The sequence below is a fragment of the Achromobacter sp. KK8 genome (genome assembly GCF_054188005.1).
The window spans coordinates 1,119,012-1,140,858 of sequence record NZ_CM135178.1; the positions used below are offsets into that span (position 1 = coordinate 1,119,012).

General features: G+C 69.9%; 22 protein-coding genes and 1 tRNA gene. 8 read left to right on the forward strand and 15 right to left on the reverse strand.

Features of this window, described 5'->3' with window-relative positions; genetic code table 11:
* Positions 1-112: 112 nt before the first annotated feature.
* Both ACVN9Z_RS05125 and ACVN9Z_RS05130 read right to left on the reverse strand, forming a co-directional pair.
* Positions 113-1,204 carry a M14 family metallopeptidase gene (locus tag ACVN9Z_RS05125; protein ID WP_238880141.1) on the reverse strand — a complete coding sequence of 364 codons (1,092 nt, stop codon included), beginning with the start codon at positions 1,202-1,204 and terminating at the stop codon, positions 113-115.
* Positions 1,204-2,535: an MFS transporter gene (locus tag ACVN9Z_RS05130; RefSeq protein WP_024070615.1), complete on the reverse strand. Its 1,332-nt coding sequence runs from the start codon at positions 2,533-2,535 to the stop codon at positions 1,204-1,206. Before ACVN9Z_RS05130 ends, ACVN9Z_RS05125 begins: the two co-directional genes overlap by 1 nt.
* 133 nt (positions 2,536-2,668) lie before the next feature.
* Here ACVN9Z_RS05130 and ACVN9Z_RS05135 point away from each other — a divergent pair, with 133 nt between their 5' ends.
* Together ACVN9Z_RS05135 and ACVN9Z_RS05140 are read left to right on the forward strand one after the other, a co-directional pair.
* Complete coding sequence (locus ACVN9Z_RS05135; protein ID WP_223203263.1) at positions 2,669-3,571, forward strand: LysR substrate-binding domain-containing protein; 903 nt, start codon at positions 2,669-2,671, stop codon at positions 3,569-3,571.
* A 68-nt stretch (positions 3,572-3,639) separates the two neighbouring features.
* Complete coding sequence (locus ACVN9Z_RS05140) at positions 3,640-4,347, forward strand: FadR/GntR family transcriptional regulator (protein WP_458213201.1); 708 nt, start codon at positions 3,640-3,642, stop codon at positions 4,345-4,347.
* Between the two features lie 46 nt (positions 4,348-4,393).
* Here the strand turns inward: ACVN9Z_RS05140 and otnK are convergent, their stop codons facing one another.
* The 6 genes from otnK to ACVN9Z_RS05170 form a co-directional block, all read right to left on the reverse strand.
* Complete coding sequence (gene otnK, locus ACVN9Z_RS05145; RefSeq protein WP_241122366.1) at positions 4,394-5,656, reverse strand: 3-oxo-tetronate kinase; 1,263 nt, start codon at positions 5,654-5,656, stop codon at positions 4,394-4,396.
* Positions 5,653-6,558, reverse strand: a complete 906-nt coding sequence (gene ltnD, locus ACVN9Z_RS05150) for an L-threonate dehydrogenase (protein ID WP_458213202.1) — start codon at positions 6,556-6,558, stop codon at positions 5,653-5,655. Before ltnD ends, otnK begins: the two co-directional genes overlap by 4 nt.
* Positions 6,555-7,532, reverse strand: coding sequence for a D-erythronate dehydrogenase (denD, locus tag ACVN9Z_RS05155; RefSeq protein ID WP_458213203.1), 978 nt, complete (start codon positions 7,530-7,532; stop codon positions 6,555-6,557). Before denD ends, ltnD begins: the two co-directional genes overlap by 4 nt.
* Positions 7,529-8,320, reverse strand: coding sequence for a 2-oxo-tetronate isomerase (gene otnI / locus ACVN9Z_RS05160; RefSeq protein WP_054499689.1), 792 nt, complete (start codon positions 8,318-8,320; stop codon positions 7,529-7,531). Before otnI ends, denD begins: the two co-directional genes overlap by 4 nt.
* A gap of 51 nt (positions 8,321-8,371) precedes the next feature.
* Positions 8,372-9,010 carry a 3-oxo-tetronate 4-phosphate decarboxylase gene (otnC, locus tag ACVN9Z_RS05165; RefSeq protein WP_024070621.1) on the reverse strand — a complete coding sequence of 213 codons (639 nt, stop codon included), beginning with the start codon at positions 9,008-9,010 and terminating at the stop codon, positions 8,372-8,374.
* Positions 9,011-9,197: 187 nt separating this feature from the next.
* On the reverse strand, positions 9,198-9,644 hold the full coding sequence (locus tag ACVN9Z_RS05170) for a hypothetical protein (protein ID WP_049050809.1): 447 nt from the start codon (positions 9,642-9,644) through the stop codon (positions 9,198-9,200).
* Positions 9,645-9,832: 188 nt separating this feature from the next.
* On the opposite strand from ACVN9Z_RS05170, the gene ACVN9Z_RS05175 reads away from it, so the two are divergent.
* On the forward strand, positions 9,833-10,267 hold the full coding sequence (locus ACVN9Z_RS05175) for a SecDF P1 head subdomain-containing protein (RefSeq protein ID WP_035184262.1): 435 nt from the start codon (positions 9,833-9,835) through the stop codon (positions 10,265-10,267).
* Between the two features lie 28 nt (positions 10,268-10,295).
* On the opposite strand, the gene ACVN9Z_RS05180 is transcribed toward ACVN9Z_RS05175, so the two are convergent.
* Positions 10,296-11,204 carry an alpha/beta fold hydrolase gene (locus tag ACVN9Z_RS05180; RefSeq protein ID WP_049050807.1) on the reverse strand — a complete coding sequence of 303 codons (909 nt, stop codon included), beginning with the start codon at positions 11,202-11,204 and terminating at the stop codon, positions 10,296-10,298.
* Between the two features lie 90 nt (positions 11,205-11,294).
* On the opposite strand from ACVN9Z_RS05180, the gene ACVN9Z_RS05185 reads away from it, so the two are divergent.
* Positions 11,295-11,681, forward strand: a complete 387-nt coding sequence (locus ACVN9Z_RS05185; protein ID WP_006389970.1) for a MerR family transcriptional regulator — start codon at positions 11,295-11,297, stop codon at positions 11,679-11,681.
* A gap of 15 nt (positions 11,682-11,696) precedes the next feature.
* Here ACVN9Z_RS05185 and ACVN9Z_RS05190 read toward each other — a convergent pair whose 3' ends face one another.
* Both ACVN9Z_RS05190 and ACVN9Z_RS05195 read right to left on the reverse strand, forming a co-directional pair.
* The gene (locus tag ACVN9Z_RS05190) at positions 11,697-12,560 is read right to left on the reverse strand and encodes a LysR family transcriptional regulator (protein WP_054443585.1); all 864 of its coding nucleotides are present in this window, start codon (positions 12,558-12,560) and stop codon (positions 11,697-11,699) included.
* A gap of 113 nt (positions 12,561-12,673) precedes the next feature.
* Positions 12,674-13,645, reverse strand: a complete 972-nt coding sequence (locus tag ACVN9Z_RS05195; RefSeq protein WP_006389968.1) for an alpha/beta hydrolase — start codon at positions 13,643-13,645, stop codon at positions 12,674-12,676.
* A gap of 308 nt (positions 13,646-13,953) precedes the next feature.
* Here ACVN9Z_RS05195 and ACVN9Z_RS05200 point away from each other — a divergent pair, with 308 nt between their 5' ends.
* The 4 genes from ACVN9Z_RS05200 (at position 13,954) to ACVN9Z_RS05215 (ending at position 18,341) form a co-directional block, all read left to right on the forward strand.
* Entirely contained in the window at positions 13,954-14,961 is a 1,008-nt protein-coding gene (locus ACVN9Z_RS05200) for a quinone oxidoreductase family protein (RefSeq protein ID WP_458213204.1), read from the forward strand.
* 231 nt (positions 14,962-15,192) lie between these two features.
* A complete protein-coding gene (locus ACVN9Z_RS05205; RefSeq protein WP_049050804.1) occupies positions 15,193-16,638 on the forward strand; it encodes a gluconate:proton symporter in 1,446 nt (481 codons plus the stop codon).
* 11 nt (positions 16,639-16,649) lie between these two features.
* On the forward strand, positions 16,650-17,513 hold the full coding sequence (locus ACVN9Z_RS05210) for a serine hydrolase (RefSeq protein ID WP_054514340.1): 864 nt from the start codon (positions 16,650-16,652) through the stop codon (positions 17,511-17,513).
* Positions 17,514-17,525: 12 nt separating this feature from the next.
* Complete coding sequence (locus tag ACVN9Z_RS05215) at positions 17,526-18,341, forward strand: carbon-nitrogen hydrolase family protein (protein WP_458213205.1); 816 nt, start codon at positions 17,526-17,528, stop codon at positions 18,339-18,341.
* Positions 18,342-18,416: 75 nt separating this feature from the next.
* On the opposite strand, the gene ACVN9Z_RS05220 is transcribed toward ACVN9Z_RS05215, so the two are convergent.
* From ACVN9Z_RS05220 to ispB, 4 genes are all read right to left on the reverse strand, one after another.
* Positions 18,417-19,175: an alpha/beta hydrolase family protein gene (locus ACVN9Z_RS05220; RefSeq protein ID WP_006389963.1), complete on the reverse strand. Its 759-nt coding sequence runs from the start codon at positions 19,173-19,175 to the stop codon at positions 18,417-18,419.
* A complete protein-coding gene (locus tag ACVN9Z_RS05225; RefSeq protein WP_049050802.1) occupies positions 19,162-20,292 on the reverse strand; it encodes a DUF3182 family protein in 1,131 nt (376 codons plus the stop codon). The genes ACVN9Z_RS05220 and ACVN9Z_RS05225 overlap by 14 nt, the downstream gene beginning before the upstream one ends.
* A gap of 115 nt (positions 20,293-20,407) precedes the next feature.
* Positions 20,408-20,484 (reverse strand) — tRNA-Pro (locus tag ACVN9Z_RS05230).
* A 161-nt stretch (positions 20,485-20,645) separates the two neighbouring features.
* Positions 20,646-21,611, reverse strand: coding sequence for an octaprenyl diphosphate synthase (gene ispB / locus ACVN9Z_RS05235; RefSeq protein WP_006389961.1), 966 nt, complete (start codon positions 21,609-21,611; stop codon positions 20,646-20,648).
* Positions 21,612-21,847: the final 236 nt, after the last annotated feature.

The window sequence follows — 21,847 nt, forward strand, 5'->3', positions numbered from 1 at the left end:
CCTTTCATCTTTACCCTCATTGATGTTATATCATTACAGAAAACTTAAGGATGATATAACATCTCAGAGACAAGACAAGCCGATTCCCGGGAATCGGCCCTGCCGGCAACACTCAGCCAGCCGCCAAGCCAAGCACCGCCTGCAGCACCGCCACGCGGCTCTGGCCCAGCACCGCGCCATGCCAGTCGGGCGCGTCGCAATAAAAGGCCTCCAGCGTCGTGCGCAGGATCTGGTCGCGCAACGTCGGCGCCGCGTCGGCATGCGCGCGCAGCCAGTTGCGGCCCCGCAGGGCATCGATCACCTGTTCGGAGGGTTGCGTGCCGTACTCCAGCGCCATCAGGGTGGGCACTGAATTCGGACAAGCCTGATAGATCAGACCCGCCAGGTGCCCGGTGATGTCCACCGAGGCCGACGTGCCCAGGTAGGGCACGGCGATGTCGGTCCCCCACCAGCGGCGAGCGCGCTCCACCTCGGCATCGTCGCGGCGGCCAGCGTAGATCTTTTCGCCATGTCCGCGCGGCCCCAGCCCCGTATGCACATCGATCCAGCCGATCCGCGCAAAGCCGGCGGCATGTTCCTGGAGGATGCGGCGCAAGTTCAGCAGCGACGCGGCCGGGCGGTCGCCGCCATAGAACAGGCCGTCGGCGTGCGTGTACTGGCCGCGTGTCACGGCCTGCTTGAAGGCCGGCAGGCCATGCTCGCCGATATGGGCGGCGATCTGCGCGCGATTGGCGTCCGACGGCGGCCATTGCGCCGGCAGCAGCAGTTCATGGATCTGCTCGTAGCCGGGGTTGGCCGGCAGCGGCTGGCCGTCGAACGGCTGGGCGTTGCGGTTCAGGTCGACGTTGCCTTCGTCGGTGCGCGCGATCCACGAGAATCCATGCGGATTCACCGCATGCACCAGCAACAGCGCCACGCCGGCCTGGCGCGCGCGTTCGAGCATCTCGGCGTCGTCCAGCAGGGCCAGCTGGCAACCCGAGCCACAGAAGCCTTCCACGCCATGGGTGGCGGAGGTCATGATCAGCAACCGCTTGGCGTCGGCATCGCCGATCAGGGCGACGTCGGTGGCCAGGTCTTCGCCTTCGCGCCCCTTGGGCTCGATGGCATAGGACGCGAAGCGCGTGGCCAGCGGCCGGGCCGCGGCGGTAAAGCGCTCGCGCGCCAAAGCATAACTGCGGGAAAAGTAAGGGCTAGCGGATTGCATCAGGCCTCCTGGTTGTCGATATCGTCGCCGGTGCGGTCGCGGATCCAGAACAGCACCACCGTGGAAAGCGCCACCGCCACCATCAGGTACCAGGCAGGCGCCATGGGATTGCCGGTCACGTGCAGCAGCCAGGTCACGAAGAACTGCGCGAAACCGCCGAACACGGAAATCCCCAGGCCGTACACCACCGACATGCCGGTGGTGCGCACGGATTTGGGGAACAATTCGGGCAGCATGGTGATGCCCGGCGCCGACTGCATCGCCAGCAGCACCGATAGCAGCGCCACCACCAGCATCAGCCGCGCGCTGCTGGGCGCCGCCACCAGCCACTGGAAGCACGGCAGCAGCACCGCCACGGTCGTCACCCGCGACCAGAAGATCACGCGCTTGCGCCCCACCCGGTCGGCCAGCATGCCGACCAGCGGCGCGCACGCAAAACCGACCACGCCCACCACCACGCTGGCCGACAGGGTCGAGGTCGCCGGCAGGCCCAGCTCGCGGTGGGCGTACGACGGCATGTAGAAGCCGATGATCTGCGCGCACACCATGCCGCCGATCATCAGCAAGATGCCCTTGGCCACTTCGGTCTTGTGCTCGGCGAAGACGCGGCGCAGCGGCTGGTGGCCAGCGGCGCTCGGCCGGCGCGCCCCGGCCTCCTCGACATGCAGCGTCTCTTCCAGGTTGCGGCGGATGTAGGCGCCCACCGGCACCGTCAGGATGCCGATCACGAACGGCACCCGCCAGCCCCAGGCCTGCATCTGCTCGGCGCTGAGCGCGGCGGTCAACGTGCCCACCACCACCGCGCCCAGCGCCACGCCGAGCGACTGGCTGCCGAACTGCCAGCTGGAATAGAAGCCGCGTCGCGACGGCGGCGCGTGCTCGACCAGCAGCGTGGTCGAGGCGCCGACCTCGCCGCCGGCGGCAAAGCCCTGGATCAGCCGCGCCAGCACCATCATGACCGGCCCCAGCAGGCCCATCTGCGCGTGCGTGGGCGCGGCGGCGATCAACGCACAGCCCAGGCCCATCAGCCACAGTGTCAGCGTCATGGCGGCGCGGCGGCCATGGCGGTCGGCGTAGGAGCCGATCAGCATGCCGCCCACGGGCCGCATCAGGAAGCCGACGCCGAACGTGGCGGTGGTCAGCAGCAGCTGGCCGTAACTGGAGGCCGCGGGAAAGAACAGCGGCCCGATGACCAGCATCAGAAAAGTGAATACGGTGAAGTCGAAGAACTCGAGCGCGTTGCCGATGGTGGTGCCGGCGATGACCCGCCGGCGCATGGAAGGCGTATGCAGGCTGCGCGCGCCGGCGCCGGCCGCGATGGCGATAGACATGTTTTCCCCTTGATGTCCGATCTCTGTGCCGGCCCGTGTTTCCGGTAACCGTGCCTAGTGAATATACGGATGGCCCGCGAAACGCAAAAGACAGTATTTTTGGCGCAGCGATGACTTTTACTTATAGCCCGCCGTGCCCGCTCCGATGAACCTGCGCCAGTTGCGCGCCTTCGTGCTGATCGCCGAACACGGCAGCATCCGCGCCGCCGCCCGCGCCCTGTGCGTGACCCAGCCGGCGGCCACGCGCAGCCTGCGCGAACTGGAACAGAGCCTGGGCGCCGAGCTGGTGCGGCGCAGCGCCAAGGGGGTCGAACTGACGCCCTACGGCCAGGCGCTGCACAAGCGCGCCGTGCTGATCCTGCAGGAAGCCCGGCGGGCGCAGGAAGACATCGACCAGATGCGCGATGGCGAAGGCGGCACGCTCAACCTGGCCATCAGCTCATCGGTCTTGCCGATACTGCCGGCCGCGCTGGCCGCGTTTCGCGCCCGCATGGCGCGCGTTGCCGTGGCCTTCCATGAAGTCGCGCCACCCTACAGCCACGAACAGCTGGAAACCGGCCGCTACGACCTGGTGGTGCAGACCGAATACGACGGCGACATCTACGACGGCTTTGCCCGCACCACGCTGTTCACCCTGCCGCTGGCGGTGGGCGCGCGCGCCGATCATCCGCTGCGTCACGCCACCGACCTGGCCGAACTGCGCGACCTGCTGTGGCTGATGCCCGGCAATACCCAGACGCCCACCAATCTGCTGCGCCTGGCCTATGCGGAACGCGGCCTGCCGCCGCCCACCGACGTGATTCCGTGCCAGTCCATCGCCATCGCGCTGGCGATACTGGACCAGAGCGACGCGGTGGGCTTTTTCGTGCGCAACGGCCTGCACCGCGTGCTGGCACCGACGTCCTTGTGCATATTGCCGCTGGCGCATCCGCTGCCGGCGGCGCGGGTGTCGATCCTGACCCGGGCGGATTCGCCGCCGACGCCGGCCGCGCAGTTTTTCATCGAGTGCCTGAACCGCGCCCGCGCGCCGGCCTGATGCGGCGGGTTATCATGAGCCCCCCACTCCCAGGGCGGTGACCCGCCTTGCTTACGCGGCCCCATGCCATGGCGTTTCCCCGACTCAACACGCCCCCCACGCTGACCGATACGGTGGCCAAGCGGTTGCTCGCCGAGATCGACGCGGGCCGCGTGCTGCCCGGCGAAAAGCTGCCCACCGAAACCCGCCTGGCCGAGCAGTTCGGCGTCAGCCGCACCGTCATCCGCGAAGCGGTGTCGCGGCTGCGCCAGGACGGCATCGTCGAGGCGCGCCAGGGCAGCGGGGTGTTCGTCACCGGCCACGACGGCAACCGCGCGCTGCGCATCGACGCCGCCGAGCTGGCCTCGCTGGACGCGGTGCTGCACATCGTCGACCTGCGGCGCGCGCTGGAAACCGAAATCGCGGCGCAAGCCGCCGCCCGGCGCGGCAAGCGCGACATGGCGGCCATCGACGACGCGCTGGCGGCCATCGCCACCGCGGTCGACAACGGTGGCGATGGCGTCAAGGAAGACGTGGCCTTCCACCGCAGCATCGCGCGCGCCACCGGCAATCCGTACTTCCTCGCCACGCTGGCGTTCGTCAGCCAGTATCTCGAAGCCGCCACCCGCGTCACGCGCGGCAACGAGGCGTGCCACGCCGACCAGATGCGCGCGGTGCTGCGCGAACACGAAGCCATCGCCGAGGCCATCCGGCGCCAGGACGAGGACGCGGCGCGCGAAGCCGCCCGCATCCACATGGTCAACGCGGCCAAGCGCCTGCGCCTGGCGCATCGCTGAACGCGCCCGCCTTCGAAGGCGCGGCGCAAGGGCCGGCGATCGGTCCTCAGGCAGTCGGGCGGAACGCCCGCGTGAAGAAATCGGCGCCCCCGAAATTTCCCGACTTCAAAGCGATGCTGATACGCGCCTGCACCGCCTGCGCGTACCCGGCGCACCACGGCACCCCGGGATCGATCTGCTCGCCGATGGCCAGTTGCGCCAGGCCCAGCGCCCGCACCACCGCGCCCGAGGTCTCGCCGCCCGCCACGATCAACTGCCGCACCCCGAGCCGCGCCAGGCCCGCCGCGATCCGCGCGATCGCGTCCTCGACCAGGGCGCCGGCGCGGGCCGCGCCCAGGCTGGCCTGCGCCGCCTGCACCGCGTCGGGCCGGGCGGTCGAATAGATCAGGATGGGACCGTCGGGCAAGCGCGGCGCGGCCCAGGCCAGCGCCTGCGCCACGACGTCATCGCCCGCGTCGATACGCAGCGGGTCCAGCGCCAGCGCGGGCCGGCCGGTCGCGATGAACGCGGCCACCTGCCCCTGGGTGGCGGTCGAGCAACTGCCCGCCACCACGGCCTGCGCGCCCGCTGCGCGCGGCAGCCCGGCGGCGGCGCCCGGCGCCAGCCCCCAATTTCCAGGCAGGCCGATGGCCACGCCCGATCCCCCGGTCACCAGCGGCATATCCTTGATCGCCGAACCCAGCGCCAGCAGGTCGTCGTTGGAGATGGCATCGACGATGGCGATCTCCACCCCCGCCTGCCGCAGTTCGTCGATGCGATCATGAATCGCGCGGGCGCCACGCGCCACCACCGCGTAGTCGATCAGGCCGACCTTGCGCCGCGTCTGCGCCGCCAGCACGCGCACCAGGTTCGCGTCGGTCATCGGCGTCAAGGGATGATCCCGCATGCCCGATTCGTTCAACGGCACGTCGCCGGCGAACAGATAGCCCTTGAACACCGTGCGCTGGTTGTCGGGAAAGGCCGGCGTGGCAATGGTGAAATCCGTATCCAGCGCCGTCATCAGCGCATCGGCGACCGGACCGATATTGCCCGCGGGCGTGCTGTCGAAGGTCGAGCAGTACTTGAAATAGATCTGCCCGGCGCCCTGCGCCCGCAGCCAGGCCAGCGCCGCCAGCGATTGCGCCACCGCTTCGGCGGCCGGCAGCGTGCGGGTCTTGAGCGCCACCACCACCGCGTCCGCCGGCGTCTCGAGCGGTCCGGCCGGCACGCCGATGGCCTGCACGGTGCGCATGCCGGCGCGCACCAGGTTGTTGGCCAAGTCGGTGGCGCCAGTGAAGTCGTCGGCGATGCAGCCCAGTTTGATCGTCATGCGGACTCCGGCAAAGTGATTCCGGGGAAGATCTTGATGACCGCGCTGTCGTCTTCGCGCCCGTGCCCGGCGGCTGACGCCTGCATGAACATCTGGTGCGCGGTGGACGCCAGCGGCAAGGGAAAGCTGCTGTGGCGCGCCGTGTCCAGCACCAGCCCCAGGTCCTTCACGAAGATGTCCACCGCCGACAGTGGCGTGTAGTCGCCCGCCAGCACGTGCGCCATGCGGTTCTCGAACATCCAGCTGTTGCCGGCGCTGTGGGTGATGACCTCGTACAAGGCATCGGCGTCGACGCCTTCGCGCAGGCCCAGCGCCATGGCCTCGGCCGCAACGGCAATGTGCACGCCGGCCAGCAGCTGGTTGATGATCTTGACCTTGCTGCCTGCCCCGGCGCGCTCGCCCAGCCGGTAGACCTTGCCCGCCATCGACTCCAGCACGTTGCCGCAGGCGGCATAGGCGGCTACGGTGCCGGCGGTCATCATGGTCATCTGGCCGGCCGCGGCCTTGGCCGCGCCGCCCGAGATCGGCGCATCCAGGTAGTGGATGCCCAACGCCGCCAGGCGCGCCTCCAGCCCGCTAGACCAGGCCGGGTCCACCGTCGAGCACATCACGAATACGCTGCCGGGCCGCATGGCCGCCGCGATACCGCCCTCGCCGAACAGCACGCTCTCGGTCTGCTGCGCGTTCACCACCACGCTGACCACCACCTCGCAGGCGGCGGCCATGTCGGCCAGCGTCGCGCAGGCCACGCCGCCTTCTTCGGCGAACGCCGCCGCGACGCCCGGCCGGATGTCGTAGGCATGCACCCGGCAACCGGCGCGGCGCAGGCTCTGCGCGATGCCCGCCCCCATCGCGCCCAGGCCGATCACGCCGACCGGGCGCATTTCGTTGACGTCGCTCATGCCTGCCCCCGCAAGTCGTCGCCGATGTAGGCGCGGATGATCTCGGCGAAATCGCTGTCGCCCTCCAGCCCCAGGCGCGCCGCCCGCGCCGTGTCCCAGCGGCCCGGCCAGCTGCCGACGATGGCCTGCACCCGCGCATCCGCCTGCCAGCGGATGCGGTCGGCCACCGCGTCGCCCGCGATCTCGCGCAAGGCCCGCACCATCTCGGCCGCCGTCACCGAGACGCCCGGCAGGTTGATCGGCCGGCGATCCGCCACCGCCCCGGCGTCCAGTTCGCAACCGGCGATCAAGGCCTGCACCGCCCGGCGCGGCGACAGCAGCCACAGGCGCGTGTCGGCGGCCACCGGGCATGCCGCCGGCTCGCCATTGAGCGGCTCGCGGATGATGCCGCTGGCGAACGACGAGGCCGCCGCGTTGGGCCGGCCCGGCCGCACACTGATGGTGGGCAGGCGCAGCGCGCGGCCGTCGACGAAGCCGCGGCGCGTGTAGTCGGCCAGCAGCAGTTCGGCAATGGCCTTCTGCGTGCCATAGGAGGATTGCGGATTGAGCGCGGTGTCGTCACGCACCGTTTCCGGCAGGGCGCCGCCGTAGACCGCGACCGAGCTGGTGAACACCACGCGCGGCCGATGGCCTTGCCGACGGCAGGCCTCCAGCAAGGCGCGCGAGGCATCCAGGTTGATGCGCATGCCCAGGTCGAAATCGGCCTCGGCCTGGCCGCTGACGATGGCGGCCAGGTGGAAGATCACCGCGGTATCGGCGCCGATCAGGGATCGCAGGCAATCGGGAGCCGCGACGTCGCCCTCGACCGAACGCGCGCGCGTGTCGTTGATGGCGTCGGTCCGGGTCACGTCGAGCAGGTCGATCTGGGAGATCGGCACGCGCTCGCCACCCAGGGCCAATCGCCCCTGTTCCAACAGCTTGCGCGCCAGGCGCTGGCCCAGGAAGCCGGCGCCGCCGGTAATCAGTATCTTCATCGCTCGCCTCCCGCGAGATAGGGTTTGGCCCAGCCGAGCCCCGCCGTCGTGGCGCCCTTGGGCCGGTATTCGCAGCCGATCCAGCCCGCGTAACCCAGCGTGTCGACCAGCGCCAGCAGGTACGGGTAGTTCAGTTCGCCCAGGTCGGGCTCGTGGCGGTCCGGCACGCCGGCGATCTGAATATGGCCGATGCCCGCCATGTCGCGCCGCAGCTTCACCGCCAGGTCGCCCTCGACGATCTGGCAGTGGTAGCAATCGAACTGCACCCGCAGGTTGTCGGCGCCGACCTCGGCGCGGATGGCCTGGGCCTCGTCCTGGCGCGTCAGGAAATAGCCGGGCATGTCGCGCGGATTGATCGGCTCGATCACGATGGTCACGCCAGCGCTGGCGGCCGCGCGCGCGGCGCTTTCCAGGTTGCGCAGGTAGGCCTGGCGATGCGCGGCGCGCTCCTGCCCGGCCGGGACCCGTCCCGCCATCACGTGCAGGCTGCGGTTGCCCAGCGCCGCGGCATACTCCAGCGCCCGGTCCAGGCCGCGGCGAAACTCGTCCTCGCGCCCCGGCAGCGCGGCGATACCGCGCTCGCCGGCCGCCCAGTCGCCCGGCGGCGCGTTGAACAGCGCCTGCGTCAGGCCGTGCGCCTGCAGCCGCGTCCGGATCTCGGTGGCCGGATGGTCATAGGGAAACAGGAACTCCACGCCCTGGAAACCATCGCGCGCGGCGGCGGCGAAGCGCTCCAGGAACGGGTGTTCCGCATACATCATGCTCAGGTTCGCGGCCAGGCGCGGCATGTCGGCTCCTTCAGGTCGTGGCGGGCGCCGTCGGCCCGCGCGATGCGCGGATCAGTAGCGCGCCCCGAACACGGCGCGCAATTCCTCGATCGCCGTCTCGGACAGGGGCGCGGGCCGGGGCTCGGACATCAGCCACAGGCGCGCGGTCTCTTCCAGCTCTTCCAGCGCATGGGATGCGTGCGACACCGACCGCTCCCACACCACGGGTCCCAGGCGCTCGAACAGCACCCCCCGAACCTGCGCCGCCAGCGCCGCCACCCGCGCGGCCGCGACCGGATCGCCCGGCCGCCGATAGGGGATCAGCGGAATGCGGCCCACCTTCATCACCTGGTAGGGCGTGATCGGCGGCAACACCTCGTCCTGGCGCCAGACGCCGGCCAGCGTCAGCGCCACCAGGTGCGTCGAATGCGTATGCACGACGCCGCGCGCGGCGGGATCGGCCTGGTAGATGCCCCGGTGCAGCGCCAGGGTCTTGGAAGGCTTGCCGCCCGAAACCGGATTGCCGGCCAGGTCCACCTTGGCCAGCCCGGCCGGATCGAGCCGACCCAGGCAGGCGTCGGTGGGCGTGATCAGCCAGCCGTCATCCAGGCGCGCGCTGATGTTGCCGGCCGCGCCGACGGTATAGCCGCGTTGGTAGAGACTGGCCCCGACGGTGCAGATCTCCTCGCGGATACGGGTTTCCAGGCTCATGGCGCGCCCCGCGCAGGGCGGTGACGGACAGCGGAATGGTCTTGCGGCATGCGCGCCTCCCTCGGCATAGTCATATGGTCATCATACAAATTTTGCCGAAAAAGCCGGTAGCGGGATTACCCGGTAGCGCGAGCCTTGCCTCGTCCGTCGCCCCCTCGTCCGTCCGCCCGTTAGCGAGCGACGGCCCTCACAGCGAATAGCGGTAGTCGCAATTCAAGGTCGCCTTGAGCGGATTGCCCGCTCCCGAGGCGGTCGGGCCGCCCGGCCGCGGCCCGGTCAGCTTGGCCTGGAAGGTGCCGGCCACATCCCCGTTGGCAACCTTCCTGACCGCGACGGTGCCCGGCAAGGCGTACAGCGTCAGCGGCCAGGCGTCGTCGGAGGCGACAAGGGTGAAGACGCCCAGCGGAAAATCCGCCACCACGTAGGCCGGGGCATCACCCGAGTCGAAGCCCTGCGTCGCGTTTCCATAGGTCAGCGTCAGGTTGAGCTCCTCGGACGACGGCGACGGAATGGCGCCGCGCAGCGCCACCTTGCCGCTTTCCGAAACGCACGACAGCTCGGCCGGCGCAGAGCCGGCGTGGGCCGCGCCGGCCAGCAGCAGGCAGGACAGAAACCAGGGGGCGGACAGCTTCATGTGACGGGATTCCTTGCGGCGGCCGGACGCGGCCGGGGGGCGATCATCGAGCCGCCATATTAGCGGCCAAATGCCCGCCAGCCCACCGGCGGCAGGCAATGCCAGCGTTCGCATACAAGTCGTAATACGCATCGCCGTCGATGAGGCTAGGATGCCGTCATCGATCCGCCGCTTCCCGGAGCCCGCCCATGACCGTTGTCCGATCCCTCGCCTGCGCCGCGCTGCTGCTGGCGGCCGCCGCCTCCCACGCCGAAAGCGTGGCCCTGCGGGCCGACAAAGCCACCGCCGGCGTCGACCCGCAAACCTCGATGCGCTATGTCGACGTGGTGCTGCATCCCGACAGCCGCCAGGCCCTGGCGGACTTCACCCGCGACCGCGTCGGCAAGCGCATCCAGCTGCGCTCGAACGGCGTGCTGCTGTCCTCGGCCACGCTGCAAAGCCCGCTCGAAGGCGACAGCTTCCGCATCGTCGCGGGCGAGCATGGCTTCGCCGGCAAGTCCGCCGACGAGATCGCCAAGGGCATCATGCGTGGCGGCGGCCTCACGGTGGATGACGAAGGCTCGACCCCGGGCGACATCGGCACCCGGCCCAGCAAGCGGTCCGCCCCGGCCGGGGGCAACTGAACCACCGACCGCGTGCCTCCGGCGGGCGTCAGCGCCCCGCCGCCGCGTCGACGAAGGCCGCCAGATCGCGGTTGAACCGCTCGGCCTCTTCCACGAACGGCGCGTGTCCCGACGCCGCATAGACCGAGCCGCGCACGCGCGGATTCAACTGCCTGGCGCGTTCCAGCGACGGCTCGGCGCGCACCAGCGCATCGCGCGCGCCATAGATCAGCCATAGCGGCTTGCGCATCGCGCCCAGGCCCTGGCGGGCCGCGATCGTCATCCGCGGCACCGCGGCCTGCATCCCGGGCGACGCCAGGGCGGCGTTGGCCAGCAGCCGCTCGAACGTGGCCGTGTCCGGCTGCGTCTCGAAACACAGCGCCAGGAAGGCGCGTTCGGCGTCCAGGTGCGTCTTCAGGTCGGTCGACGCCATGCCGCGATACACCTCGGGATGCGGCGCGATCTGGCTGGCGTCCAGTTCGATCACGCCGCCCACGTAGACCGCGCCGGCGACATCGCCGTCGCCGTACGCGGCCAGGTAGTTGGTCGTCACGGCGGCGCCCAGCGACCAGCCCACCAGCACCGGCTGGCGCGCGCCCGACGCGGCGATCACGGCCGCCAGGTCATCGGCCCAGCGCCGGCCATCGGTGTAGGCCTGCGGCGCGGTCGGTTTGCCCGACTGGCCGTGGCCGCGCAGGTCGTAGGCGATCAGGCGATAGCGCTGCAACAGGGGGCTGGACAACTGCGCCTCCCAGCTGAGGCGGCTGCCCAGCAGGCCGTGGACGAAGACGATGGCGGGGCCGGCCGGATCGCCGGACTCCTGGATGGCAAGCGTCACGCCATCCGGCGCGACGGCGGTGTACTGGCGATCATCGGCCAATGCCGCGGCGCTCGCCGACAGCAGGGCGATCATCGCCAGCAGGCGACGGAATTGACGGAACAAAGGCTGGCCGGGCATGGGGCTGACTCCTGGATGGCAAAAGGGGAATCGCAGTCTCGACCCTCACACCGGTGTTAGAGTCAAGCGCCCGGCTCGTGAAACTTCGCCATGACACTCCCGCCCGCCGCCAAGCCGATGTCGATCGGCGCCCTCGCCCGCGCCACCGGCGCCAGCCTGCGCTCGATTCGCCATTACGACGCGCACGGCCTGCTGGCCTCCTCGCGCGCCGACAACGGCTATCGCCACTTTGCCCCCGCCGCGGTCAGCCAGGTGCGGCAGATCCAGCGCCTGATCGCAACCGGTTTCAGTCTCGCCGAGATCCAGGGCTTTCCCGATTGCATGCGCATGATCGAGGGCGCGGCCGCCTGCCCGCAGACCTCCGAAGTGCAACGCCAGCGCCTGGCCTCGGTCGAACGGCAGATCGCCGACCTCGAACGTCGCCGCGCCCGCCTGCGCCAGATGCTGGCCGAGGGCGCCGCGGCCTCCCCCGAATAGCCGCGAGCAGGACGGTCACGGGCGCAGCCGTGGTTCCTGTTGCACGCACTCCACCAGGAAGTCCATCACCGCCTTGACCGACGGCGACCGGCGCAAGTCCGGAAACACCGCCAGCCACAGATCGCGGGACGGCGCCTCGCCCGCCACCGCCAGCCGTTGCAGCATGGCGTCGCTGTCGCCCACGATCGTGGGCAGCACCACGGCGCCCAGCCCTGACCGCGCGGCCATCTGCTGCGCCGCCAGGTCGCTGGCGGCAAAGACCACCGGCCGGTGGCGGCGGACCTGATGCAGCCAGGCCTGTTGCGGCAGGGCGTCGCCGCTCGCGTCATACGCGATGAAGCGCCACTGCTCGGCGGGCTGCTCCGCGTATCCGGCGCAGCCATACAGCGCGAATCGCACCACGCCGATTTTCCTGCGCACCAGCGCATCCTCTTCCGGGCGCACGGTACGCAGGGCGATGTCGGCCTCGCCGCGGTCCAGCGCCACCAGCGACAGCGACGGCAGCAGGACCACGTTCAGCTTCGGATGCCGCTCGCGCAGCGCGGCGATCCGCGGCGCGATGCAGTGGCTGGCCAGCGACGGCGGCGCGCTGACGCGGACCGTGCCGGCGACCTCGATCGAGGCAATGCGCGACAACTGTTCGACTCCCGTGGCGATCTCGTTCATGGCGCCGGCCAGCCGCGCCAGCGCGCGTCCGTCCTCGGTCAGCGGACGGCTGCGCGGCAGCCGGTCCACCAGCCGCAGGCCCAGGGATTTTTCCAGCGCGTCGATGCGGCGCCCCACGGTGGCATGCTCGACCCGCAGTTCACGGGCGGCCGCCGACAACGATTGGGTACGCGCCAAGACGGTGAAGTAATACAGGTCCTGCCAGTCGAACATCGGATTGTCCACTCACGCCGGGGATGATCGTGCGGGAGAAAACTCCCGGATCCTGATGCCGCTTTTACCATGCGCCGGCGCGGCGCCAAGCCGGTCCCGGCTTCCATGGCCTTCTAGGGTTCAAGCGCGACCTGCAGCGCGCGCTCCAGCGACACCCGCAGCATCTCGCCGTGGCCGAACTGCGCAAACGCCTCGTAGCGGGCATCCGCGCCGCCTTCGCGCAGGCCTTCCACCATCGCGCGCACGGCAGGCTGCAGGTCGATCGGCGTGCCATCCGGCCGCGTCGACGGCGCATTGGGCCGCTGGCGCGCCGGATCGCGCGGCTTGGTGCCCGCCAGCACAAGCACGCGCTTGCCGGCCGCGCGCCGCGCGTCGAAGCGCCGCCACTCCTGCAACAGGGCGCCATCGGCCCACCAGGCCGACGGGTCGCCCGTGATGTAGCGCGCGAACGTGTCCGGCCGCGTGAACAGCACGTGCAGCGCGAACAGGCCGCCATAGGAATGCCCCCACAGGTATTCGCGTCTGTCGTCGACCGCGGCGCGGCCGCGCACCAGCGGCTTGACCCGTTCGCGCAAGAGGGCCAGGAACTCGTCCGCGCCGCCTCCCTCGCGGCCCAGCACCACCGGATTCGGCTGGCGCGCGCCCTGCTCGAACACGGGCGGCGTGTAGTCATAGGCGCGCGCCACCACGTCGTTGCGCGTCGGCACGTCGTAGCCCACGGCCACCAGCACCGGCGCCCCGCCCGCGCCCAACCGCAGCAGGTCGGCATCGGTCAGCGTGGCCAGCGCCGCGTTGCCGTCGAGCATGTACAACACCGCGCTGCCGCCGGCCGGCGCGGCCTGGCGCGGCACGGCGATCTGGATGCGGTAGTGGCGCTTGCCATCGGCCGAATCGAGCCGGTGCGTTTCAAAGCGATAGACCGTCGACGGCCGGTCCGCCACGGTCTCGCCGACAAGCTGCGCGCCGCGCGCGACCGGCGCGCCCGCATCGTTCGGCGTCGGTGCCTGCGCCTGCGCACCGGCGCTCCAGAGAACGCCGCTGAACAAGGCGGCTTGGCAAAGGCGGAACAGGATACGGGAGGACATCGGCTTCTCGGAATTGCGCGTGCCGCAGGCGCCAGCCCGTCGGCGGAATGGAAAACGGTTCGGCACGCCGCAACGGCGGCGCCTGCCGCAGCATAGCCCAAACCGGAATGGGACTTAATCCTGCTTGTCGACCAACACCCGCCGCGATTGCACGCGGCCGCCGCGCATTGGCGCGTCCGTTCCGGCAATTTCCTCACGCCCCCGGTGAATTCCTGGGGAATTCCCAGACCGATTCACGCCTTCTACGATGGCCGCCATCGATCGATGCCACGGCGCGCCGTCCCTCCCTCAACAAGGAATCCTTCGCAGTGAAAGCCATCCTGATAGAACGCTACGGCGGCCCCGAAGTCCTGCAGATGCGCGCGGACCATCCCATGCTCGATGCCGCGCCCGGCCACGTGGTGGCGCGGGTCGCCTACGCCGGCATCAACTTCATGGACGTGCACACCCGCCAGGGCAAGTATGCGGCCTCCGCCACCTATCCCGTCCGCCTGCCCTGCACCCTCGGCATGGAAGGCGCCGGCGAGATCGTCGCGGTCGGCGCCGGCGTCACGCACCTGGCGCCCGGCGACCGCGTCGCCTGGTGCATCGCCTGGGGTAGCTACGCCGAGTACGCCAGCGTGCCGGCGGCCAAGGTCGCCAGGATCCCCGACGCCATCCCATTCGACCTGGCCGCCGCCGCGATCTTCCAGGGCGCCACCGCGCACTACCTGGTCGAGGACATCGCCCGGCTGGGCCCGGGCAGCACCTGCCTGATCCACGCGGCTTCCGGCAGCATCGGCCAATTGCTGGTGCAGATGGCCGCGCGGCGCGGCGCCACCGTGTTCGCCACCGCCAGCAGCGCGCAAAAGCGCGCCGTCGCCGGCGCGCGCGGCGCCCACCACGCCCTGCCCTACGACGACGGCCGCTTCGCCGACCGCATCCGCGAGGCCACCGGCGGCGCGGGCGTGGACGTGGTGTTCGACGCGGTCGGCAAGGCTACCCTGCGCGACAGCTTGCGCGCCTGCCGCGCGCGCGGCCTGGTCATCAACTACGGCAATGTCTCGGGCTCGGTCACCGACCTGGATCCGATCGAACTGGGCGAGGCCGGTTCGCTGTTCCTGACGCGGCCGCGGCTGGCCGACCACATGCGGGACGGCGTCACCGTGCAGCGCCGCGCCGACGCCGTGTTCGGCGCGCTGCTCGAAGGGTCGCTGGACATCGCCATCGAGGGCCGCTACGAAATGGAAGACGTGCAGCGCATCCATGCGCGGCTGGAAGCGCGCGAACAGATCGGCAAGTCGGTCATGCGCATCGGCGCCGCGCCGAACGCATAACCTTTGGTTATGGTCGCACCCGCACCACTCATTTGAACCTGTCGCCCGTCACGCCCACACTCTCACCGTCCAGCGCCAGGCCGTCCGATGCGGCCCGGCGGCCTGGACATTGGACCGCTGGGAATCCACGCCTGCAGCACCCACAAGGCGGGATCACAACAATAGGCCGACAACCGCCGGACGCGCCGCGCGTCACGGCCTGGCCACGGATTGGATAGGGACGGAGAAGACATGACCTCATTGGCACAAACGGCGGCGGCGCCACGCCCGCCCGCCGGCGGCTCGTTGCACCCACGCAGGCGCAATGCCGCCATCGCGGTATTCCTGGTCGGGCTGGCCATCGCGCTCTACACCCACTACGCCCTGCCGGGCCAGACCAGCCTGTGGGGCCTGACGCCCGTGCTGGTGTTCGCCATCATCGCGCTGCTGGGCGTGGACATCGTGCTGTCCACCATCGCCGCCATCGTGCTCGGCGCCATCATGACGGGCACCACGCCCATCGCCATGAGCAAGCTGCTGGCCGAATCGCTGGGGTCGTTCATCGCGGTGGTCGGCCTGATCATCGTGCTCGGTGCCGGCGTGGGCGAAGTCGCCTCGCGCACCGGCGCCGCGGAACAGATGGTGCGCGCCATCGTGCGCCGCATCGGCCTGTCGAACCAGGTGCGCGTGCGCCTGGGCATCATGGTGACCTCGACCCTGATCTGCGGCGCGCTGGGCACCCTGGCCGGCGGCAACGCCATCATCGCGGCGGTGGTAATCCCCATCGCGGCGGCGGTGCGCCTGTCGCCGCCCGCGGTGGCCGCGCTGTTCCAGACCGCCGGTTCGGCCGGACTGGTGCTGGGGCCCTTCACGCCCAACGTGGTCACCGTGACCGGCCTGACCGGCTTGAGCTATCCGCAGTACCTGCTGGTGGCGGGCATCCCGATGGCCGTGGCGACGCTGCTGGCCGGCTGGTTCATGTCGGGCCGCATCCAGAAGATGACCGAGGCGACTCATCAATACGAGGAAGCCGGCGCCAGCATGGCCGCCCTCGACCTGGACGCCGCGCCGTCCCCCACGGCCCTGCGCGCGGCGTGGGCGTTCTGCCTGACCATCATCATCCTGGCGGTCGCCGGCGTGCTCGCCAAGGCCGGCTACGCCTTCGCCATCATCGTCATGGTGTCGCTGGCGGCCACCACCGGCCTGGCCGGCGGCATGGGTCCGCGCGCGATCCTGCAGGCGATGTATGCGGGCACCGGCAAGCTGATCTGGATCTTCTTCCTGTTCTGGCTGTTCAACCCGGTGCTGGTGCTGGTGGACCAGCTCAACGCCTACCACGCCGTGCTGGAACTGGCGAAGCCGCACCTGGCCGGCATCAGCGGCGCCATGCTGTGCGTCATCGTGCTGTGGTTCAACGTGATCGGCCACATCCCCGGCGCGGCGGTGGCGCAGATGACCTTCACCGCCAAGATCTTCGGCCCGCTGCTGGCGGCCGCCGGCGTCGGCCCCGCGGCCACCACGGCGGTTATCCTGGGCAGTTCGCAGATCGACTGGTTCGGTCCGTTCCCCACCTCGGACATGTTCGGCCAGATGGGCCTGGCGCGCTCGGGCGAGCTCAAATACATGCTCTACAACGGCTGGGCGGTGATCCTGGTGAACCTCTGCCTGTTCTCGTCCCTGTTCTTCTTCCTGGTCTGAGGAGATCGACCATGTTCCCCTTGGGATCGCAACCGCTGGACCGCAACGCCTTGCGCCAGCACGTCGACGCGGCGCTGGCGCCCTTGCTGGCCGCCACGCCCGCGCGGGTCTCGCTGAGCCTGCGCGACCTGGACGGCAACATCGTGCTGGCGCACCACGCCGACCGCGTGCAGCCATCGGCCAGCATCATCAAGGTGCCCATCCTGCTGGCGCTGCTCGAAGCGATGGCCAACGGCCGCTACGCGCTCGAACAGCCGCTGGCCCTGCCCGCTTGCGGCGACCGCGCCGGCGGCACCGGCATCCTGGCCCAACTGCCCAGCGTCGCCAGCCTGTCGCTGGCCGAACTGGCGCGGTTGATGATCGTGCTCAGCGACAACGCCGCCACCAACGCGCTGATCGATCTGTTGGGCTTTGACGCGATCAACCAATGGAGCCAGCGCGCCGGACTGGCGGCAAGCCGCCTGCAACGCCGCATGATGGACGCCGCCGCGCGCGAAGCCGGCCGCGACAACTTCACCAGCGCCGACGATGCCACCGCCGCGCTCTGCTGGATGCTGCGCGACGGCATGCTGCCGCCGCCCTTGCGGACCTTCGCGCTCGACCTGCTGGCCGACCAGCGCGAGCGCGCCCACTTCGGCGCCGCGCTGCCGGCGCCAGCGCATCTGGCCAGCAAGGCCGGCCAGCTGCCAGGCCTGCGCCATGACGCCGGCATCCTCACCGTGGCGGACCGCAGCGTGGTGCTGGCGGTGCTGGCCGACGGCTTCACCGACTGGCAGACCGCGCAGACGCTCCAGGGCGGCGAAGGCGCCGCCCTGCTGGGGCAGATCGCGCGCGCGGTCGCGCTCGGCCTGAAAGCCCAGGCGCACACACACTGACAAGGAGCCCGCATGTCCATCAGAGTGGCAGCCGTCCAGCTCGATAGCCGCCGTGACCGCGATGCCAACCTGGCGGCGCTGGAACATTGGATAACGGCCGCGGCCAACGACGGCGCGAAACTGATCGTCACGCCCGAGTACAGCGATGTGCGCGGCGACACACCAACGCTGCGCGCCGCCGCCAGTCCGATCCCCGGCGCGGTCACGGCGCGCATCGCCGCGCTGGCGCAACGCCACGCTTGCTGGATCCACCTGGGCTCGATGCATGAACGCCTGGCGGACCAGGACCGGCTCGGCAACACCGGCGTCACCTTCGCCCCGGACGGCAGCATCGCCGCCTCCTACCGCAAGGTCCACCTGTACGACGCGGTGGTCGACGGCATCCCCTACCGCGAATCCGCCGACTTCGCGCCCGGCGCGCACCTGCGGACCGTCGAGGCGGCGGGCCTGACGCTGGGCCTGAGCATCTGCTACGACCTGCGCTTCGCCGAACTCTACCGCGCGCTGCGCGCACGCGGCGCCAACGTGCTGGTGGTGCCCGCGGCCTTCAACCTGCACACCGGGCGCGATCATTGGGAAACCCTGCTGCGCGCCCGCGCCATCGAGAACCAGTGCTACGTGATCGCCGCCGCCCAGATCGGCGGCGACGGCCCGGGCCTGCCCTGCCTCGGCCGCAGCATGATCATCGACCCCTGGGGCACGGTGCTGGCCTGCATGCCGGACCGCACCGGCTACATCCTGGCCGACCTCGACCCGCAGCGCGTCGCCACGCTGCGCGCCGGCCTGCCGGCCTGGGAGCATCGCCGCACCGATCTCTACCCGGGTTGACCCGCGCGGCGGAAAGCGCCAGGGCCGGCATCGTTGCCGGCCTTGCGCGCAACGCGCCAGCCCGACCGCGGCCGCTCAGTAGCGCGCCCTACCCTCGCCCATGCGGGCGCCCATGACCATTTCGGTCACCCAGTTCACCAGTATCGAGGTATAGGCACGTTGCGCCGGTTTTTCCGTCAGCGCGTGGTCGGCGCCGTCGATGATCCGGTGCGTCAACGAGTGCGATCGGCGAAACGCGGAGCGATAGCTCATGATGGTCGAATGCGGGATATAGCTGTCGTGTTCCGCCTCGACCAACAGCACGTCGCCGGCGAACGCCGTGCACGCCTTCAACGCGCGGTTCTCTTCCGGCGCGACGTAGACGCTGCGATAGGCGCGCAGGGTCTCGCGATCGAGCTGATTCTTGGGCACCAGCCATTCGTCGTCACGATACAGGGCAGGCACATGCAGCGCCAGCCAGCGCACCGGACGCAGCGTACTCAACAGGGCCGCCAGGTAACCGCCGTAGCTGCTGCCCACCACGGCGATCGAACCGGAGTCCAGCGACGGATGCTGCGCCAGCCGGTCATAGGCCGCCACCACGTCGCGCAGATTGTCCTCGCGCGTCACCTCGCGTTGCCGCGCCTGCGTGGCGGCGTGTCCGCGCAGATCGAAGGTCAGGCAGACGCAACCCAGCGCGGCAATGCCCTTGGCGCGCGACAGGTCGAACTGCTGGCTGCCGCCCCAGCCATGAATGAACAGCACCCCCGGCACCTTGTCTTCCGGGGTAAGGAACGTGGCGTCCAGCGACACGCCATCCACGTCGAGCGCGAGCGGACTGCTATGCGCCGCCATCGGCCGCCTCCAGGATGCCGCCCGACTTGCTGATGGGCCCGACCGCCGCGTCGTGGCCGTGGAACACCAGGCGTTGCGTGATTGGCGCCGGTTCGTCGGCGCCATAGCGCTCGCGGGTCGCGGCGCGCACTTCGCGCAGCGCGGGCGAGAGCGCAAAGGCCTGCATGGCGGCCAGTTCCGCGATGCTGGCGCCACCCGCGCGCCATGATTGCTCCAGCACGCCCGCGCGCGGCCGGCCATCGGCGCCGAGACCAAACGCCACATCGTAATTGCGCCGCGAAGCAATCAGCGCGGGATAGGCGGCCGATACAGCCGCGTCATACTGGCACGCCAGGTCGATCGCGCGGCGTTCACGGTCGGCGAGATCCAGCCTGCGCAAGGCATCGAAGCCGCCCCGCGCCACGCGCAGTTCCGAGCCGCCGTACACGAGGCAGCCCGCATTGTCGGGCGTCAGCGACTGCGTGCCGACATAGGCGATCTCCATTTTTCCCACCTTGGACCAGCCCACGCTGCAGGTTTCGACTTCGTCCAGGTCTTCCTCGATCACCAAGCCGAGCCGTCCCATCGTCCGCGCGCATTGGCGCTCCAAGGCCTGCCGCAGCGCATCCGCATCCGAGGCGACCTCCTGCCCGCGCCCGGCGGTCGCATCGGCAGGTTTCAACCGCACCGGCCCGCGTTGCAACAGCCGCAGGCCACCGGCCAGCGCGTCTTCCGGGCGGAACGCCGTGTAGCCGGCAAGCACCGCGTCACCCAATGCATCCGCCAGCGAGGCGACCCAACCCGCTGGCGCCGGTGCATCCGGCCGCGCCAGGCCATGGCTGATGGATTTGGTGGCGACGAAGGCATGCGGCACGACGCCACCATAGAGGTCGGCGATGCCCGCGATGCCCAGGATGGCCGCGCGCGCCGCGCCGGCGATGCTGCGGTCGGGCACGTAATACGGAACCGGGCCGCCGCGATGGCGACTGGGCCGGTAATCGCGAACATGGCGCCCGCCCAACAGCGCGGCCAGGCGCGCCGCCAGGGCGTCATGCGACGCCACTTCGTGCTCGGACGCCCGAGCGCGGCGAGGATAAGCGACCACGAGCGGGCCGTCTGCGAGAGAAAACGAGTTCATGGGCGCCACGCCAGCAAACGGCGTGCCCACGCAAAAAAGCCGGCAACGCTTGCGCGGTACCGGCTTTCAGCCAAAGGCGTCGGGAAACACCTTCAAGAATTCGACCACAGATAAGTGGTCGGGGCGAGAGGATTCGAACCTCCGACTCCTGCGTCCCGAACGCAGTACTCTACCAGGCTGAGCTACGCCCCGAGTCTGGGCATGGGCTTATACATCTCCCACACCCTACAGCTACTGACTTCGTTGCGCTCAGTGCAACCAAATCATCTTTTCGCTTCGGCTTGAAGGTTTTGCCCTTCCCGCCTCGTGAATTCCAACCTTGCTCAAAGCAGCGCTTGCAGTGCTGTTTTCAGCTAGCGATCTCGATTCACCGCGAAAGCGCAGAATTCTAACAGAGAATTTAGAAAAGGGGAAACGGGATATGCAGAAAGTGCTTCGCGGGCCCGATCCGCCTCGGCCACGGCGGCCTGGCGGGCGTGTTCCAACGCGTCCGTCGCCTGGATGGCGGCGGCCACGGCGGCAAAGTCGGCGTCGCCCGTCTTGATGGCGTCGCGGATCAATTGCTGCTGCTGCGGCGTTCCCACTTCCATTACGCGGATCAGCGGCAGCGTGGGCTTGCCCTCGCGCAGATCGTCGCCCACGTTCTTGCCCAGCGCGGCGGCGTCGCCGCTGTAGTCCAGCACGTCGTCGACCAACTGGAAGGCCGTGCCCACGTGGCGGCCATAGGCGGCGGCCGCGGCTTCCTGCTCGGGCGTGGCGCCCGCCAGCACCGCGCCGACCTGGGCGGCGGCCTCGAACAGCTTGGCGGTCTTGTAGCGCACGACCTGCAGGTAGCGCTCCTGCGAGACGTCCGGATCGTGCACGTTCAGCAACTGCAGCACCTCGCCCTCGGCGATGACCGTGGTGGCTTCGGACAGGATGCTCATGATGCGCATCGAGTCGGCCTCGACCATCATCTCGAACGAGCGCGAATACAGATAGTCGCCCACCAGCACGCTGGCCGCGTTGCCGAACACCGCGTTGGCGGTTTCGCGCCCGCGGCGCAGGTCGGACTCGTCGACCACGTCGTCATGCAGCAGCGTCGCGGTATGGATGAACTCCACCACGGCGGCCAGCAACTGGTGGTGCGTCCCTTGATACCCCAGCGCGCGCGCCACCATCAGCACCATCGCCGGGCGCATGCGCTTGCCGCCCGCGCCAATGATGTAGTCGCCGATCGTACGGATGAGCACCACATCGGAATTCAGCCGCTCGCGGATAACCGCATCGACGGCTTTCATATCGTCAACTATGGGAGCAATGAGCGCGGGGAGATTCAAGACGTATCCGGAGAGTGAAACGAGCCATATGTAACAGCTCTTACCGCTGGGCCGCCGGGATGGCGGGGGATTCGACCAGCGATTATACGGGCTGCCAGGAACCGGAGCCGGACGTAGCGACGCCCCTGCCCGGGGCGCGGAATCCCCCTCCGCCATCCCATCCGAACCGCCCCGCCCCCGTTTTTTCGGCTGCGCGCCACCCCGACGCGGCGCCCCGGCCACACCTAAGCCCTTAG

What these genes read in the sequence shown, in the direction of transcription:
- ACVN9Z_RS05125 (WP_238880141.1), bottom strand. Translation starts at nt 1,204, where the DNA reads ATGCAATCCGCTAGCCCTTACTTTTCCCGCAGTTATGCTTTGGCGCGC.
- ACVN9Z_RS05130 (WP_024070615.1), bottom strand. Translation starts at nt 2,535, where the DNA reads ATGTCTATCGCCATCGCGGCCGGCGCCGGCGCGCGCAGCCTGCATACG.
- ACVN9Z_RS05140 (WP_458213201.1), top strand. Translation starts at nt 3,640, where the DNA reads ATGGCGTTTCCCCGACTCAACACGCCCCCCACGCTGACCGATACGGTG.
- otnK (WP_241122366.1), bottom strand. Translation starts at nt 5,656, where the DNA reads ATGACGATCAAACTGGGCTGCATCGCCGACGACTTCACTGGCGCCACC.
- ltnD (WP_458213202.1), bottom strand. Translation starts at nt 6,558, where the DNA reads ATGAGCGACGTCAACGAAATGCGCCCGGTCGGCGTGATCGGCCTGGGC.
- denD (WP_458213203.1), bottom strand. Translation starts at nt 7,532, where the DNA reads ATGAAGATACTGATTACCGGCGGCGCCGGCTTCCTGGGCCAGCGCCTG.
- otnI (WP_054499689.1), bottom strand. Translation starts at nt 8,320, where the DNA reads ATGCCGCGCCTGGCCGCGAACCTGAGCATGATGTATGCGGAACACCCG.
- otnC (WP_024070621.1), bottom strand. Translation starts at nt 9,010, where the DNA reads ATGAGCCTGGAAACCCGTATCCGCGAGGAGATCTGCACCGTCGGGGCC.
- ACVN9Z_RS05170 (WP_049050809.1), bottom strand. Translation starts at nt 9,644, where the DNA reads ATGAAGCTGTCCGCCCCCTGGTTTCTGTCCTGCCTGCTGCTGGCCGGC.
- ACVN9Z_RS05175 (WP_035184262.1), top strand. Translation starts at nt 9,833, where the DNA reads ATGACCGTTGTCCGATCCCTCGCCTGCGCCGCGCTGCTGCTGGCGGCC.
- ACVN9Z_RS05180 (WP_049050807.1), bottom strand. Translation starts at nt 11,204, where the DNA reads ATGCCCGGCCAGCCTTTGTTCCGTCAATTCCGTCGCCTGCTGGCGATG.
- ACVN9Z_RS05185 (WP_006389970.1), top strand. Translation starts at nt 11,295, where the DNA reads ATGACACTCCCGCCCGCCGCCAAGCCGATGTCGATCGGCGCCCTCGCC.
- ACVN9Z_RS05190 (WP_054443585.1), bottom strand. Translation starts at nt 12,560, where the DNA reads ATGTTCGACTGGCAGGACCTGTATTACTTCACCGTCTTGGCGCGTACC.
- ACVN9Z_RS05195 (WP_006389968.1), bottom strand. Translation starts at nt 13,645, where the DNA reads ATGTCCTCCCGTATCCTGTTCCGCCTTTGCCAAGCCGCCTTGTTCAGC.
- ACVN9Z_RS05205 (WP_049050804.1), top strand. Translation starts at nt 15,193, where the DNA reads ATGACCTCATTGGCACAAACGGCGGCGGCGCCACGCCCGCCCGCCGGC.
- ACVN9Z_RS05210 (WP_054514340.1), top strand. Translation starts at nt 16,650, where the DNA reads ATGTTCCCCTTGGGATCGCAACCGCTGGACCGCAACGCCTTGCGCCAG.
- ACVN9Z_RS05215 (WP_458213205.1), top strand. Translation starts at nt 17,526, where the DNA reads ATGTCCATCAGAGTGGCAGCCGTCCAGCTCGATAGCCGCCGTGACCGC.
- ACVN9Z_RS05220 (WP_006389963.1), bottom strand. Translation starts at nt 19,175, where the DNA reads ATGGCGGCGCATAGCAGTCCGCTCGCGCTCGACGTGGATGGCGTGTCG.
- ACVN9Z_RS05225 (WP_049050802.1), bottom strand. Translation starts at nt 20,292, where the DNA reads ATGAACTCGTTTTCTCTCGCAGACGGCCCGCTCGTGGTCGCTTATCCT.